Source organism: Lonsdalea iberica (genome assembly GCF_002111585.1).
GTDB lineage: Bacteria > Pseudomonadota > Gammaproteobacteria > Enterobacterales > Enterobacteriaceae > Lonsdalea > Lonsdalea iberica.
The window spans coordinates 19,758-35,648 of record NZ_LUTP01000032.1 but is presented as its reverse complement, the minus strand read 5'-3'; the positions used below and the strand labels follow the sequence as shown (position 1 = coordinate 35,648).

Annotated in this window: 11 protein-coding genes; 7 read left to right on the top strand and 4 right to left on the bottom strand. The window is 57.0% G+C overall.

Going from position 1 to position 15,891, the window contains the following annotated elements; genetic code table 11:
- Positions 1–3: 3 nt before the first annotated feature.
- From glsB to ydfG, 5 genes are all read left to right on the top strand, one after another.
- On the top strand, positions 4–927 hold the full coding sequence (glsB, locus tag AU511_RS12440; RefSeq protein WP_094109880.1) for a glutaminase B: 924 nt from the start codon (positions 4–6) through the stop codon (positions 925–927).
- A 78-nt stretch (positions 928–1,005) separates the two neighbouring features.
- Positions 1,006–1,926 carry a bifunctional Delta(1)-pyrroline-2-carboxylate/Delta(1)-piperideine-2-carboxylate reductase gene (gene lhpI / locus AU511_RS12435; RefSeq protein WP_094109879.1) on the top strand — a complete coding sequence of 307 codons (921 nt, stop codon included), beginning with the start codon at positions 1,006–1,008 and terminating at the stop codon, positions 1,924–1,926.
- A 210-nt stretch (positions 1,927–2,136) separates the two neighbouring features.
- Complete coding sequence (locus AU511_RS12430; protein WP_094109878.1) at positions 2,137–2,961, top strand: mannosyl-3-phosphoglycerate phosphatase-related protein; 825 nt, start codon at positions 2,137–2,139, stop codon at positions 2,959–2,961.
- A 33-nt stretch (positions 2,962–2,994) separates the two neighbouring features.
- Positions 2,995–4,224, top strand: coding sequence for a glycosyltransferase family protein (locus tag AU511_RS12425; RefSeq protein WP_094101206.1), 1,230 nt, complete (start codon positions 2,995–2,997; stop codon positions 4,222–4,224).
- A gap of 382 nt (positions 4,225–4,606) precedes the next feature.
- Positions 4,607–5,356, top strand: a complete 750-nt coding sequence (gene ydfG / locus AU511_RS12420) for a bifunctional NADP-dependent 3-hydroxy acid dehydrogenase/3-hydroxypropionate dehydrogenase YdfG (RefSeq protein WP_094101207.1) — start codon at positions 4,607–4,609, stop codon at positions 5,354–5,356.
- A gap of 106 nt (positions 5,357–5,462) precedes the next feature.
- On the opposite strand, the gene AU511_RS12415 is transcribed toward ydfG, so the two are convergent.
- From AU511_RS12415 to AU511_RS17760, 3 genes are all read right to left on the bottom strand, one after another.
- Positions 5,463–5,966: a cupin domain-containing protein gene (locus tag AU511_RS12415; RefSeq protein ID WP_094109877.1), complete on the bottom strand. Its 504-nt coding sequence runs from the start codon at positions 5,964–5,966 to the stop codon at positions 5,463–5,465.
- A gap of 70 nt (positions 5,967–6,036) precedes the next feature.
- Positions 6,037–6,141: a MoaF-related domain-containing protein gene (locus AU511_RS18005; RefSeq protein WP_420843455.1), complete on the bottom strand. Its 105-nt coding sequence runs from the start codon at positions 6,139–6,141 to the stop codon at positions 6,037–6,039.
- Positions 6,131–6,277 carry a hypothetical protein gene (locus AU511_RS17760; protein WP_240503825.1) on the bottom strand — a complete coding sequence of 49 codons (147 nt, stop codon included), beginning with the start codon at positions 6,275–6,277 and terminating at the stop codon, positions 6,131–6,133. The genes AU511_RS18005 and AU511_RS17760 overlap by 11 nt, the downstream gene beginning before the upstream one ends.
- Positions 6,278–6,477: 200 nt before the next feature.
- Here AU511_RS17760 and AU511_RS12405 point away from each other — a divergent pair, with 200 nt between their 5' ends.
- Positions 6,478–6,825, top strand: a complete 348-nt coding sequence (locus AU511_RS12405; protein ID WP_094109876.1) for a DUF1283 family protein — start codon at positions 6,478–6,480, stop codon at positions 6,823–6,825.
- Between the two features lie 87 nt (positions 6,826–6,912).
- Positions 6,913–7,188 carry a DUF1161 domain-containing protein gene (locus AU511_RS12400; protein WP_094109875.1) on the top strand — a complete coding sequence of 92 codons (276 nt, stop codon included), beginning with the start codon at positions 6,913–6,915 and terminating at the stop codon, positions 7,186–7,188.
- Between the two features lie 64 nt (positions 7,189–7,252).
- Here AU511_RS12400 and AU511_RS12395 read toward each other — a convergent pair whose 3' ends face one another.
- A complete protein-coding gene (locus tag AU511_RS12395; protein ID WP_420843454.1) occupies positions 7,253–15,871 on the bottom strand; it encodes a glycoside hydrolase family 94 protein in 8,619 nt (2,872 codons plus the stop codon).
- Between the last annotated feature and the right edge of the window lie 20 nt (positions 15,872–15,891).

The window sequence follows — 15,891 nt, the reverse complement described above, 5'->3', positions numbered from 1 at the left end:
GCCTTGGCCGCACTCAGCAAGGGTTTACTGGAAGAAATATTGGAAGACGTCCGACCGTTGATTGGGCAAGGCCACGTTGCGGATTACATCCCTGCCCTTGCCGGCGTCGCGCCGGACCATCTGGGGATCGCGGTTTGCGGCGTTGATGGCTCATGCTATCAAGCGGGCGATGCCGACACGCGTTTCTCTATCCAGTCGATATCCAAGGTACTTTCCTTGTCTTTGGCGCTGACGCGTTATCAGGACAGCGAGATTTGGCGCCGCGTCGGCAAAGATCCGTCGGGACATCCCTTTAACTCACTGGTACAGCTGGAACTCGAACACGGCAAACCCCGCAACCCCTTTATCAATCCCGGCGCGCTTGTCGTCTGCGACATGCTCGAAACACGACTCGCCGCACCGCGTCATCGAATGCTGGAACTAGTGCGTTCGCTGACCGACCAGCCCGACATCGACTACGACCGAACGGTGGCGCAATCTGAATTCGAACATTCCGCTCGCAATGCCGCAATAGCCTGGCTGATGAAATCTTTCGGCAACTTCGACAACGACGTTCCCAAGGTACTTCAAACCTACTTTCACTACTGTTCACTGTCGATGAGCTGTGCGGAGCTCGCGCGCTGCTTCCTTTTTCTCGCCAGTCATGGACGTTCTCAAGACCATACGCCCGCGTTGTTATCTTCGCGTCAGACGCGTCAGGTGAATGCATTACTCATGACCAGCGGCATGTACGACGGCGCCGGGGAGTTTGCCTGGCGCGTAGGAATGCCCGCCAAGTCAGGCGTTGGCGGGGGAATTATCGCCATCGTGCCGGGAGAAATGAGCATTGCCGTATGGTCACCTGAGCTGGATGCGTCGGGGAACTCGCTTGCGGGCATTGCAGCGCTGGAGCGGCTGTCAGAACGGCTCGAATGGTCGATTTTCTAGCCTCTATTCTATAAAGGCCGGCGACGTCGTCTCCTAACGCCCTGGGCCGTTATGTAAACTCACCTTCAGGGAGTCTTAATGAAAACTCAGTCTTACGTTACCTATAACCGCGAAGATACCGCCAAATTGCTTAACTTTTCTGCACTGGTCGATGCGATTGCCCAGGCGGCGCAAGAGTATGCGACAGGCGGGATCCTCAGCCCTGAGCGACTGGTGGTTCCCATGTCGGAAAGTGCGGTCATGCTGAGCATGCCGGCCGTCAGCCATGACGTGGCTATCCACAAACTGGTGAACGTCGTCCCGGATAACAAAATTCGTCACATCCCCACCATCCACGGGTTAGTCACCGTATTCGACGCACAAACCGGCGTCCCGCTGTTCGTGCTCGACGGGCCGGAAGTCACCGGACGTCGCACCGCCGCCGTATCCATGCTCGGGATTCGTACTTTTATGCAGGCGGCCCCTGAAGAAATACTGCTCATCGGCACCGGCACGCAGGCGATTTATCATCTGCGCGCCATTGCCGAACTGTACCCAAACTGCAAGGTGTGGGTCCGAGGGTCTCGTCCCGGACGCGCTGAAGCCTTCTGCGAACAGCATGCGTCTCTACATCCCGCGCTTACCCCCTGCGCATCCGATGCCCTCCCGGCGAGCGCGAACGTCGTCATTACCCTCACGACTAGCACCTCGGCGTTTTATCATGCGGATGCGCGCCCGGAGGTCTTGGTCATCGGCGTCGGCGCCTTTAAGCCGAACATGGCGGAAATCGGTCCCCGAACGCTGGCGGGAAGCGACATCTACGTTGACGATCCCGAGGGCGCGAAACAAGAAGCCGGCGATCTGCTTCAGGCTGGCGTGGATTGGGCCTCCGTCCGCTCACTGATCAGCGCATTGCGTGATGCCCCGGCGACGAGACGGCCGATCGTGTACAAAACCGTGGGAACGGGCGCATGGGATCTGGCGGCGGGTCGCGTCGCCCGCGCCGCGCTGGGGATCTAAATCTGCCCCACCTATCCCTGCTACCGACAGGAGACTCGGCTGCTCATCAAGTTGCACAAATGAAAATACGTGCATACGCTTAGTGAAGCGTGAAATGCAGCGGCCGAGCTCATCGTTCTGATTTTAAGCCCATTTTCCTACTGACAACGCGGCGTCCCTACACCTGCCAGAGTTACCTTGTTATGTCCCCCTATCGTTAATGGAGGTCAAATGCCTGAATGTGCAGCTGAATGGGTGATCTTTACCGATTTGGATGGTTCGCTGCTGGACCATGACACTTACGACTGGCAACCGGCCAAACCGTGGCTTACACGCCTGCGGGCCGCACAGGTACCGGTCATTATTACCACCAGTAAAACGGCCGCCGAAGTGGCGGCGCTACAGCACGCCTTCGGCCTGAGCGACGCCCCGTTCATTGCTGAAAACGGCGCTTTGGTGACGCTTCCCGCGTCCTGGAAGAATCATCCTGATTTCCCTCACAAAATCTTTAGTGCTGACTACCCGAGTCTCTGTGAAATATTGCACCGTTTGCGGATAAAACACGCGTTTGATTTCAAAGGGTTTTCAGAGATGACGGACGCCGAGGTGGCCGATATTACCGGGCTGGCTATGAGCGATGCAGCGCTTGCACGGCGCCGGGAAGGTTCAGAACCATTGATATGGTTGGGCAATGACGTTGAACTGGAACGCTTTGCCGCTTGTCTCAAGCCCTATCAGCTCGCCTTAACGCAGGGCGGCCGCTTTTACCATGTGATGGGCGAAGCCGTCAGCAAAGGCCATGCGGTGGAGTGGCTAACGAAGCAGTACCAACAACGGGCGGGAACCGCTATCACCACACTGGGACTCGGCGATGGACCGAATGACCGCGCCCTGTTGGAGGCGACACAGCACGCCGTCATCATCAAGGGTGTCGTTAGCGACAAAGTGACGTTGTCACCTGAATATCCTGGCGAAATTTATCGCACGGCACTTACCGGGCCACGGGGATGGAGCGAAGGGCTCAGTCACTACCTCAGTCAAATCATAACTGAATAATCGAACGGTTTATTATTAAGGGAGAGTGAAGGCATGAGCGATTTTTATCAGGATGGCATCATTACCAACTTTCATAACCTGACCCAGCGCAGCGTAGAAGAGTTGGAATACGATCTTCAGGTATTTTCGGGTCAAAACAGTATGGGCCTGATTCTACCCTCTCTGTTTTCAGAACTTGAGGGCCCGGCCCTCAGCAACATTGTGGAGATGTTGGCGCAAGTGCCCTATCTGGGAGAAATCGTTATCGGACTCGACAGAGCCGATCGCGGTCAGTACCAGTTTGCTCATTCATTCTTCTCGCGCCTGCCTCAGCGCCATCGGATTTTATGGAACGACGGACCGCGCCTGACCAAGTTGAGTCAGGAACTCGCTGAAAAGGGGCTGGCGCCGATGGAGCCGGGTAAAGGCCGTAACGTTTGGTTTTGCGTGGGCTACATTCTCGCGTCCCGCCGCTCGTCCTGTATCGCACTGCATGATTGTGACATTGTCACGTATGACCGTAGTATGCTGGCTCGCCTGCTCTATCCCATCGCCAACCCTCACTTTCACTACGACTTCTGCAAGGGCTATTACGCCCGCGTTGCCGAAGGGAAGCTCAATGGCCGCGTTGGCCGCCTATTAGTGTTCCCCTTGCTCAAATCACTGCAAAACGTGTATGGCAATTCAGATTTTCTGGAATACATGCGCAGCTTCCGTTATCCGCTGTCCGGCGAGTTCGCGATGCGCAGCCACGTCTTGCGCAACCTGAGGATCCCGAGCGACTGGGGGCTGGAAATTGGCGTGCTGTCAGAAATTCATCGCGGCACGGCGACCAGCCGTATCTGCCAAGTGGATATCGCGGACAATTACGATCACAAACATCAGCCGATGTCGGAAAGCAATCCGAACGCCGGATTACAGCGTATGGCGATGGACATCACCAAAGCGCTTTACCGCAAACTGGCGATCCAGGGAGTGAATATCACCACCGACTCATTTCGTGTGCTACGCGCGACGTACTACCGTACTGCGCTGGATATGATCGATTCGTTCGAGCATGACGCCCGCATGAACGGTTTACATTTCGACCGTCATACGGAAGAGTCCGCGGTCGAGCTGTTTGCCGATGTCATCACGCAGTCGGGCCAGGTCTTTAGCGAAAGCCCGGGGGACAAACCGTTCGTTCCCAGTTGGAACCGCGTGCAATCGGCCTTTCCGGACATATTGGAACGCCTGTACGAAGCGGTGGAAGCCGACCGTCAGGAGATTTCGTCGGAAGAGTAAAACTTTAATTGCAGGATCTGGCGGCAGGTCGGACAATTTGGCCGCCGCCTACGCCGTCGAGGCCCGCTGCCGGGCAACCGACGCGGCCTGGCCTCGATGGACGTCCGCGACCCATTCGGTCGGCGCAGCATCGGGAGAACCGCTTCCAAACGGCGCTTTCGCCTCGTACTCCATCTAAAGCTGGATCCGCTAAGCCGCCGAAGCGCCCTAGATCTTTAGGGCTACCGGCAGGACTTAATTCTTGCCCCGCGCGTCTAAGACGACATGAACGCCGAAAAATCCGAATTCGCCCGTCTTTACTTTCTGTTTGCAGCCTTGAGTTGAAATATCCCCCTTATCGGCCATGATTGAGATGACCATCGCGCAGTAAAGAGGAACTGACATGATTATTTTTATTACTGGAGCCACCGCTGGATTCGGTGAAGCAATAACCCGACGTTTCATCAAGGAAGGCCACCGGGTTATCGCCTGCGGTCGCCGTCAAGAGCGTCTGGATGTATTGAAAGAGGAATTTGGCGACTCGCTGCATACGCTCCGCCTGGACGTGCGCCATCAACGGTCAATCGATCAGGCCATCACATCCTTGCCTGCCGCGTGGCGCAAGATCGACGTATTGGTCAATAACGCTGGGCTGGCACTCGGGTTGGAACCTGCGCAGCAGGCCTACGTCAACGACTGGGAAACCATGATTGATACTAACAATAAAGGCCTGGTATTCGTGACCCGCGCCCTGTTGCCGGACATGGTGAGCAAGAACGCAGGCCATATCATCAACATCGGCTCTACCGCCGGTAACTGGCCTTATGCCGGCGGCAACGTCTATGGCGCAACGAAAGCGTTCGTGCGTCAGTTCAGTCTGGGGCTGCGCGCGGACCTGTACGGTAGCCGGGTTCGCGTCACTAATCTGGAGCCGGGACTGGTGGGCGGCACGGAATTCTCCGGCATCCGCTTCAAAGGCAACGAAGACAAGGTTCAGCAAACCTATGACAAAACCAACCCGCTGATGCCGGAAGACGTCGCCGAGGCGGTATTCTGGGTAGCGACGTTGCCGCAGCACGTCAATATTAATACGATGGAAATGATGCCGGTCAGCCAGACCTATGCTGGGCTGAAGGTTTATCGCGACGAGTAACCGACGTTGTCATCGATGTCGGCATTAAAAAATTGGGAAGGCGATCGTTACGATCCCTTCCCTTTTTGACACAACAGCTATGTAACATCATTCACCTACGTCCTGACTACAGACCGACGCCTCCGGCCGGACATCGTTCATCCGTGGGCTTGTCCAGCGCCGACGTCACCTGAACTACCATCAACTTGGCCGGTGCTTTACCCACCGTCCCCGAGGTATGGCCGACTCTTTTGCCAAACATCCCGGTATTTTTGTCATAGCCGAAAGAGATATCTCCCGGCCCCATTTCCACCCGATTGCCATCCATCGTTTCGACGAACCAACGCCCCGATAGCGGGATAATCCACTGCGGCGCCGGGTTCTTATGCCAGGGACTCACCCAGCCTACCGGCATAATATTAAAGACATAACGCGACGTGGGCAGATCCTGTTGAGACACCCATTCAGGGTCGCCTTTAGCACTAAATTGTTCGAGCTTCAGCGTATTCAGCTTGCACTGCGCTTGGTGAGAAATACCTGCTTTGTCAACCCATACGCTCCAATAATGAATCGTATTGCCTTTACTCGGCGTCTGCGCCTGGCAAAGCCCCGCGCCTAGTAGCAAGGGCATAATAAGACCTCGGTGATACCTCCGACGTTTTAACATAGTTCCCCCTTCATGACGTAGAAGCTGCCATCCATCATCGTATAGAACTCGCGTGAAGTTTTTTCACAAAATTATCGCCATGCACGACTGTCGACTTATCATCCTCCTGCCAGCAAATCAGATAATAATCATCCGGCAATGACTCCCATTGAAACGGTAACCGTTCCCGCCATATTGCCGGTCATAAACTCGACGGTTACCTTGTCGCCTTCAGAATAGGTGTTTTTGATCACGAAAGATGAACCTGAGTAAGGGAATATTCCTTTACTGCTCATCACCCCTCCCAAACCCCAAAACTGGCAGCGAAGGTCGCCGTCGACAATACCAGTATAGTTTATAAGGGTATTAACGCGATCTCACCACGTGCGATTGACGTGAATGGCGGGTCGGTTATAGTTTCGTTGTCATAGATGACGTTATTGTTTGGGCATCACAGCGAGAATCGCGTTGGCACATACCGAATTCAGGGTGAATTATGAACACAAAGTTATCCCCATCAGCACTGCGTTTTGTCATTCCGCTGGCATTGTTGTTAGCCTCGGCGAGTTGGCACCCCGCTCAGGCGCAGACGGATCATATTATCGTGGATAACGGCAACAGCGCGTTATCCAAAGAAACGGCCCGCCAGAGCCAGGAACAGTGGAACGACACTCAGCGACTGCGTAAGAAAGTGAATCAGCGAGTCGAAAAAGAGTTCGATAAGACGGCAAACGCGATTGACGGCCGGGAACGATGCACGACCAGCGCCAACGTCAACGCCTATTGGGAACCTAATACCTCCCGCTGTCTTGACCGCCGTACCGGCCGCACTGTCATGCCGTAACTTTTCGTCTACGCTTGTAGAGAGTCCCGACCTCAGTCCCGGCACTCGCCGGGCAGTCGTTAGGTTTCTTTGAACAAAGGTGATGAAATGAAAAAAACGATAATGTTAAGTGCCGCGCTTTTCGTGATTGCCCCCCTGGCTGCACAGGCATCGTGTGAAAGTGTTCGTGATGCCATCTCACACAAAATTGTCCATAACGGCGTACCGGAATCTGGCTTCAAGCTGGATATTGTTCCTAACGATCAAGTAGGCCAGGCAGGCGGACAGGTTGTCGGTCATTGCGAAAACGATTCGCAAAAGATTGTCTATACCCGCTTTGCCGAGAGCGAATCCCCTGCGGAAAGCGCGCCTGCCCAGCAATAAACAGACTGTAATTCCACTGCGTCCCGCGAAATCAAACTCGTGGGACGCGTTTTTCGCTCTGTGGTCATCGCCCCACTGACGTCTCCCCGCTCACCCATACGTCTACCTGATGCGATCTGCCGTCATCCCGTAGCAGGATCAGCCCTTCACTCAAGCTCTGACCATCCACCGTGACGCGATCCTCGCCTTCGCCGCGTTTTACGGTAATCACGTATTGGCTGCCGCCTTCCTGATAGCGGATTTCCAACTGCGGCCAGTCGGCGGGGAGATGCGGCGCGACGGACAGGCTATCGCCATGACGGGTGATCCCCAACAGCGACTCGGTGATGAGCCGATAGGACCAGCCCGCAGAACCGGTATACCAGCTCCAGCCGCCGCGTCCGTTGTGGGGATTGACCGCATAGATGTCGGCGCAAATGACATATGGCTCCACCTTGTAGCGCTGTGCTGATGCGGGTTCCAGACTGTGATTGATCGGGTTGATCATCGACATGAGTTCCCAGGCCCGTTCGGTATTATTCATTTCCGCAAAGGCCATCACCGCCCAAATTGCCCCGTGCGTATACTGGCCGCCGTTTTCGCGGACCCCGGGCAGATAACCGCGAATATAGCCGGGGTTAGGGCCGTGACCGTCGAACGGAGGCATCAGCAGTTTGATGATTCCGGACGCATCGTCGATCAAATGTGCGTCCAGCGCCTTCATTGCCTTTTGTCGGTAGGCTTCATCACCTGCGCCGGACAAGACCGACCAACTCTGCGCAATAGCATCGATTTTGCACTCTTCCGCGGTATGTGAACCCAACATCTCGCCGTTATCGAAATAGCCGCGACGATACCAGTCGCCGTCCCAGGCGTGGGTATTCAGATTTTCTTTCAACGTCGCGGCGTTATCCCGATAAAAATCGGCCTTTTGCGCCAGGCCGCGCGTTTCGGCCAGCGTTGCGTAGCGCTGCAATACGGTATACAGGAAGAAGCCAAGCCAAACACTCTCGCCCCGGCCTTGCAGCCCCACCAGATTCATCCCGTCGTTCCAGTCGCCGCAGCCCATCAACGGCAAACCGTGCTGCCCCATGCGCAGACCATTTGCGATCGCCCGCTCGCCATGCTGCCACAGCGTTTCTACCGTAGTACTGATGCCCGGCTGCTCGTAGCTCGACTCTTCGCCGGGATTGAGTAAACGCCCTTCAAGATAAGGCACCGGCTGGTCCAGCACGGCGATATCGCCGGTTACCTCCACGTAGTGGCAGATCGCCAGCGGCAGCCAGAGATAGTCATCCGAGCAGCGCGTGCGTACGCCATTACCCAGCGGCGGATGCCACCAGTGTTGGACATCCCCTTCGATAAACTGACGTGAGGCGCAAAGGAGGATCTGCTCGCGCATCCGCTCCGGCGCGATATGTGTCAGCGCCAGCGAATCTTGCAACTGGTCACGGAAACCAAAGGCCCCGCCGGATTGATAGTACCCGCTGCGGGCGTTGATACGGCAGGCCAGCGTCTGATAGAGCAGCCAGCCGTTCGCCAGCAAGTTGGTGGCCGGGTCCGGCGTGGTGATCTGCATTTTTCCCACAATGCCGCGCCAATAGTGCTGCACGCGTTCCAACTCGCCGCGTGCGCTGGTTTCGCCAAGATAGTGCTGCATTAGTGCCTCCGCCTGCGCCGTGTCTTGTCCGACGCCCAGCGCAAAAATCAGCGTATGCTGGTCGCCGTCGATTAACGCGAGGGCCGACTGCACTGCACCGCACGGGTCTAATCCCGCGCCGCTTCTGTCGGAGAGACGACGCAGCTTCAGCGCCGCAGGCGCCGCACGGGAACCGTTTCGGCCCAAAAACTCGCGCCGGTCGCCGCAAATGGAACAATGTGCGCCGGTCACGGCAAAGAATGCGGTTCGCTCTGAACCGTTGCCGGTGTAGTAGTTCCTGGCCAATATCGAGCATCCCCGCTCAACCGGGGTTCCCTGCGTCACAATATGCATTGCGGACTTGGACCGCAGATCGCCAAGCACCCATTCGGCATATCCCGTGGCGGACAGTTTACGCGGCCGCCCGGATTTATTGGTCAGCGTCAGAATAAACAATTTTACCGGCGCGTCTTCGGCGACAAACACGGTCAGTTCGCTGTCAATGCCCGATTCGCGATGTTCAAACACGCTGTAACCGAATCCATGTCGCGTCAGGTAAGCGCCACGCCCCCTGACCGGCAGCGCCATCGGCGACCATACCTGACCGCTCTCTTCATCGCGTAAATAGAAAGCTTCGCCGGAGGCGTCGCTGACCGGGTCGTTCTCCCACGGAGTCAGACGATATTCATGAGCGTTTTCGTACCAGGTATATGCCTGTCCGCTCTCGGAGACCACGGTGCCGAACTCCCGGTTGGCGATCACATTGGACCACGGCGCCGGCGTGTTTTCCCCTTCGTTCAGGACGATATGGTACTCGCGTCCATCCTCAGAAAAGCCGCCTAGGCCGTTGAAAAACTGTAGCTGACTGACGTCTGGGGTGAACGGCGTATGACGGTCCGGCAGCGCGGGGCTGAGAGGAATGAGCGGTTTTTGCAGCAACAGGGTGTTTTGCATCCGCTGATTCAGTTGCTCGATCACGCTCTCGCCGCGATCGTCCAGAACAAGGGAGGCCGCGCTCATCAATAACGTGCGATCTTCGTTGGACATGTGAATATCGCCGCGTACGAAGATACCGCCGGGTTTGTCGAGCTGGCTGGATGCATCGCCCGCGGAAATCAGGCCCAAAATCTGGTTTTGCAGATCCTGCTGATAGCCGCCGAGGTCGGCATTGATAATGACCAGGTCGACCGGCAGACCTTTCAGGCGCCAGTAGCTGTGAGCCTGAACCAGCGTCGCGACTAACCCGATATTGACGCTGCTGCTGACGGACAACAGCACAATCGGTAAATCGCCCGAAATTGCGTTCCCCCACAGGCCCGACTGCCCACGCCGGTTCGCCATGATGGTTTGCGCGTCAGCCCGCAACTCCTGCGTCGGAAATAGCACGCCGCCCGCCAAGCGGTTAAACAAACTGGCATCATCTTCGTTGGCATTCAGCTGGCGCAGGACAATTTGACTGTGGGAGCGCGCCAGCTCGAACACGCGATCCGCGATATTGCGGTCACGGTATTTTTCCAGTAGCGCAATGGTTGGGTCACGCGCCTCGGTGATGCCGTATACCAGATCGACGACGACGGGAATGCCCGGCTCCAGTTGGATCCGCTGGCGGATCGCCATGACCGGGTCAAGCACCCCGCCCGCGCTATTAGCAAGCGCACCGTCACGTTCCAAGGCCAATGGCGTCGCGCTATTTCGACCCCGGCCAATGAAGGCGGCGCGGTCAGTTTCAAAGGAGGTCGAGCCGCTGTTATGGCCATGCACGACCATCGTATGGAATAACCACGGGCACGCTTCTTCCGGCTCTCGCGGGCGGCGGTGACAGAGAATCGCGTCCTGTTCCGGCATCAGTTCCGTCTGTACGAACAGATTGCTAAAGGCCGGGTGCGCGAGATCGTTAGCCGCAGGCGCCAGCACCACTTCGGCATAGGAGGTAATCTCAATGCTGCGAGGCTGGCGGCCGCGATGAACCAGCGTCATACGGCGCAGCTCGATATCGTCTTCCGGCGACACCACCACATGAGTATGTACGGTGAGCGAGCCGTTGACGCGGATGAACTCGGCGCCCGCGTCCGTGAACACGATGCGATGCTGGCCTTCCTCTCCGGCCACAGGCTGCCAGGTATTGCTCCACACTTCCCCGCTCGCCGTATCTTTCAGGTAGCAGAATGAACCCCGGTTATCGCAGGTACTGTCCTGACGCCAACGCGTCAGCGCCAAATCACGCCAGCGGCTGTAACCGCCGCCGCCTTGCGTCAGCATCAGATGGTAATCGGCGTTGGACAGCAGCTGAACTTCCGGGATCGGGCTGTCGACATCGCTGAATTCTCGAATATCGTACTTCGCGGGTTTCAGTACCCCTTCATGCGTCTCGAAGTGTCGACGTGGTCGATACAGCTCTACCACCTCAGACATGCGCTCTTGCAACAGTAGGCGCGCTGACTGGAACATCGGGTTGCTGGCGAAGCGCTCGACCATGGGCGCATCGAGCAGCACGTGGGACAGCGCCAGCAACCCCATCCCCTGATGATGTGCCATATATGATCGAATGATGGCATAGAACTGACCTTGCGCCAGACGCGACGTCGTATAGTCCAGCGCCTCATAAAATCCGTAATTCCCTCGGGCGCCGTTATTCTCCAGCGTCGTCAGGTTTTCGCACGCTTTGGCAGGATTGATCATCAACGCCAGTAATGTGGCATAAGGCGCGACCACCGTATCGTCGCCAAGACCGCGCCGCAGCCCCAGACCGGGTACGCCGAACGCGTGATATTGGTAATTACGGCTGGCGTCAAAGGCGTAGTAACTCGACTCGGAAATGCCCCACGGCACACCGCGAATTTTACCCCACGCAATCTGGCGGTTCACGGCGGACTGGCTCATCAGCTCCAGCAACGTTCCGGGGTAGTCCGGCATGACCAACTGCGGCATCAGATATTCAAACATCGAACCGCTCCACGACATCAGCGCCGGCTCGTTATCAATTACCGTAAACAGCCGCCCCAGCGCATACCAGCTTTTGGTCGGCAACTGATTGGCGGACACGGCAACGAAGTTCGTCAACCGGACCTCCGACGGCAACAGGTCATAACTACTGCTGTCCATGACATTGGCGTCGCAGTTGTAACCCACGCTGAGCAGATGCGTCACCGGGTTATAAAGGAACCGGAAATCCATCGTGGCGTGGTCGCTCAGGCGTTGTTCCAACTCGGACAAAATCGACAACCGCTGCCGCGCCAGTTCGATGGCGGAGGACATAGAGAGGGAGTGCGCCGTTGCGACCGACGGCGTGTACTGAGCTAACCAGACCAGCGAAGGTAGCGTGGTGACGGCGCGGTCCTCTTCCGTCATCCAGCCCAACAACTGCGACCATTCCTGACTTATCCCGCTAATCTGGGCGTCCAGACTCTCGGCCCACTGGCGGATCACATGACTCTCCGCCGCGGCCAGCTCAGCCAACGCATGACTCAAGCCCAGCATCGCCTGTAGCTCGGCGTCGAAGCGAAACAGCGGCGCATCATGCGCCGAGGCCCATTTTTTGCGGAGCTGATTCAGCACGCCGGGCGCGCGCGTCCAAACGCGTTCGAGCAGCGACAGCGTGTCATCCAGCCCCGCCAGAATCCGGCTCACATCCATGACCGGCTGCGTACGCATGGAGACCAGCCCTGAACGGAGCGTCAGCAGATGCCCCGCCAGATTGCCGCTGTCGACGCTGGAGATATAGCGTGGGGCGAGCGGTGTGAGGGTGTCGGTGCTGTACCAGTTGTACAGATGTCCGCGGAAATGCGCCATTTTGTCGAGCGTATCCAGCGTCAGCGATGTCCGGGTCACCACGCTAGCCTGACTGACATAGCCGAAGTCCCATGCCGTCAGATTCGCCAACAGCGAAAGGCCGATATTGGTTGGCGAAGTACGCCGCGCAATAATCGGTCCCGGCTCCTCTTGAAAGTTATCCGGCGGCAGCCAATTTTCTTCTGCGGTGACGAACGTTTCAAAAAACAACCAAATCTCACGACTATGTTCGCGCAGCCGACGACGCTGCTCGTCCGTCAACCCTGATTTCTTCCTCTGCGGCTCCCGGCTTAACCAGCACAGCAAACGCGGCGCCAGTAGCCACAGCGCGCCCAGCGGAACCGAAACCACCTGTAACAGCGGATTAAAGTAGGCCGTCAGCGCCATCAGGAACACCGCCGCGATCGGATTAGCCCACATCACCAGATAATATTGTTGAGGGGCATTGACCCGGCGCAGCAGATGATGACCGAGTCCCGCATCCAGACTCACCCAGTTTTGCAGGTGGCGCTGGCTGATCGCCAGACGCCACAGCGTCACTCCGATAGCCTGCAGGGTATTCACGCTTTCATACGGAAGCGTCGACAGGTTCATTCCGACGCGCATCAACCGCTGCAACGCGGTGTTGAAAACGGTGCGTAAATGCTGCGAGAACGTGCGGCGCCGGTTTTTTCTGATCAGTTGATAAATGAGCGTCAGTACGGTGGGCAATAGCAAAACCAGGGCGACGGCCGTTAGCCAATGCTCCGGATTGGGCGCCCAGGTTAATGCGCAAAACAGCACGATCAACAGACTCGGGGAATATAAACTCCGCCTGAGGTTATCTAGCAGCTTCCAGCGGGACAGCCCGCTCAGCGGATTGGCAACCCGCCGACGATCTTCCCGCCGAACATAAAAGCCCAACCAGTTCAACAGCTGCCAGTCCCCGCGGATCCAACGGGTGCGCCGCGCCATATCAGCCAGATAACAGGTGGGATATTGTTCATACAGCAGAACATCGCTCAACAGCCCGGAACGGGCATAGCACCCTTCGAGTAAATCGTGGCTCAGTACCAGATTTTCCGGACAGGTGCCTTCGTTAGCACGGGTAAACGTATCGACGTCGTAGATCCCCTTGCCGACGAAAGACCCTTCACTGAATAGGTCCTGATAAATATCTGACGCCATAAATGAATAGGGATCGTTGCCGGGAATGGCGCTGGACAACGCCGCATACCGGCTCTGTCCGTAACGGGGGATTTCCTCCGCCAGACGCGGCTGCAAAATACCGTATCCAGCAACCACGCGCCCTTTGTCCACATCGTAAACAGGCTGGTTAAGCGGATGCGCCATTGCGCCGACCATCTTGTGCGCGGCGTCGCGCGGCAACACGGTATCGCTATCCAGCGTGATGACATATTTGATGTCGTCCAGCGTCTGACTCTGGTTGCCGACGACAGTGTCGAATTCATGACTTTGCTGGCGCAGCCAGCGGTTCACCGCCTGAAGCTTGCCGCGCTTACGCTCGTAACCCATCCAGACGCCCTGCTTCTCATTCCACTGCGGATTGCGGTGCAGCAGAAAAAACAAGGCATCCACCGGGTTCGCATAACGCTGGTTCAAGCGGTGAATGTGCTGGCTGGCATAAGCCAGCAGCTCGTCGTGCCACGGCTCCGTCTGGGTGGCGGAGTCCGGAAAATCCGTCAGCAGCGCGAAATAGAGGTTCGGAGAGACATTGCTGAGATAGCAGACTTCCAGGCTATTGATCAGCTTATCGACACTGGTCCGACTGCTAAGCAGGCACGGGATCACAATCAGCGTCCGTGAGTCCGAGGGGATGCCCGTGGAAAAGTCGAGTCTCGGCAGCGGGCTTGGCGTGCGCGTTTGCATGGTGGCGTCGCCCAGCAGATCCAGCACCAGTTGGCTAAAGACGATGACCGCGGGGATTGCCATCAGCCACAGCGTCCATCCCATGCCGGCTTCGTGCGTTCTCAATAGCAGATCGGCGCTCAGTGCTGTGGTCAACAGGCTTAGGCTGCCTAGCCACGACAGCAGCGGTTCCTGATTGAACCAATGCCGCAACCGCGTGAACGGCGGATAATGCACCTGAAGTTGCTGTTCCAGCGCGGCGCGGCCTTTGTCCACCAGGTAGTAACCGACGTGGCGCTTACGCCCTCCTTCCGGTGCCGCTTTCGCCATCGTCAAAACGGCGTCCGCCACCTCGATTTCGCTATAGGGACACTGCCTGGACAGAATTTCGATGGTATGACGATAGTGGTCTCGGGTATCAAAATGCATGGCGGCGTAAATGCCGGCGGGATCCTGCAATAATCTCTGTTCGACCAGACTCATCGACTCCGCAAAATCGGGCCAGTTGGTCTCGCTGAGCTGGCGCAGGCTGGCGATGCTGTTGCTGACCGAGAGCTGATTGATGGCCTGCTGCTGATTAAAGCGATGGATCATGGCGTCAGTGGTCAACCCTTCCTCGGCCAAGCGTTGCTCCACCCAGGTCAACGGCAGCGCCAACATGTTGCCGTGGCCGCGCAGACGACGAACCATTTCAGCCACAAATGAGTTGGATCGCGGCGGGTTCGACCGCGCCATGTCCGCAATCACAATAATCAGGTTGGACGGGTCGATTTCGGCGCCTTCCAGGAACTTGTCGACCCAGGCATCGGCAAGATTGCGCTCCTGCTGCGCGGTAGCCACTTTCACGCTGACGCGTCTGAGGTTGTCGATAATGGCGAGCCGCAGCATGGCGGGCAAAGCCCACAGTTCGCTGAGCGTTAGCGGCGTAATCTCCTGATAAGCGGCGATATAGCGCATTAACGTCTTAGCATCGAAGCGGCCGTCGCCATGGGCGATAGCTTCGGTCGCGATGTCATAAATGCGCGGACCGTTAAACGGCGCGCCCAGCTGCGGCAACCCTTTGCCGAAGTTTTTCGGCAAATGCTGAAAAACCGCACGAATGTGTTCTTCAATCAGATAGAAATTATCCAGCAGCCATTCCCCTGCCGGCGTAATCGCTGATTTGTCGCTGGTGTTAATCACATCACAACTGTGTGTCAGTACAGCCTCATGCTCCGCCAGGTTCTTCAGCAGATAATACGGCGCATTTTCCTGCGTCAGCTTGTGGGAACGAGCCAGTTTTCGGCCGTAGCGCTCCATTTGGTCGGCCGAGAACAGTTCAGCTTTAATGGTGGTATCAGGATGTTCGCCAGGCTTCAGCGCCGGCCCTTTTAGGGGGAAAACAGGGCGGGGTTCAGGCTTAAACCAAGCAAGGAAATTTTTATTCACGCAGATACTCCTGAGCACGG

What these genes read in the sequence shown, in the direction of transcription:
- AU511_RS12400 (WP_094109875.1), top strand. Translation starts at nt 6,913, where the DNA reads ATGAAAAAAACGATAATGTTAAGTGCCGCGCTTTTCGTGATTGCCCCC.
- ydfG (WP_094101207.1), top strand. Translation starts at nt 4,607, where the DNA reads ATGATTATTTTTATTACTGGAGCCACCGCTGGATTCGGTGAAGCAATA.
- AU511_RS12425 (WP_094101206.1), top strand. Translation starts at nt 2,995, where the DNA reads ATGAGCGATTTTTATCAGGATGGCATCATTACCAACTTTCATAACCTG.
- AU511_RS12415 (WP_094109877.1), bottom strand. Translation starts at nt 5,966, where the DNA reads ATGCCCTTGCTACTAGGCGCGGGGCTTTGCCAGGCGCAGACGCCGAGT.
- AU511_RS12430 (WP_094109878.1), top strand. Translation starts at nt 2,137, where the DNA reads ATGCCTGAATGTGCAGCTGAATGGGTGATCTTTACCGATTTGGATGGT.
- AU511_RS17760 (WP_240503825.1), bottom strand. Translation starts at nt 6,277, where the DNA reads ATGAGCAGTAAAGGAATATTCCCTTACTCAGGTTCATCTTTCGTGATC.
- AU511_RS12405 (WP_094109876.1), top strand. Translation starts at nt 6,478, where the DNA reads ATGAACACAAAGTTATCCCCATCAGCACTGCGTTTTGTCATTCCGCTG.
- lhpI (WP_094109879.1), top strand. Translation starts at nt 1,006, where the DNA reads ATGAAAACTCAGTCTTACGTTACCTATAACCGCGAAGATACCGCCAAA.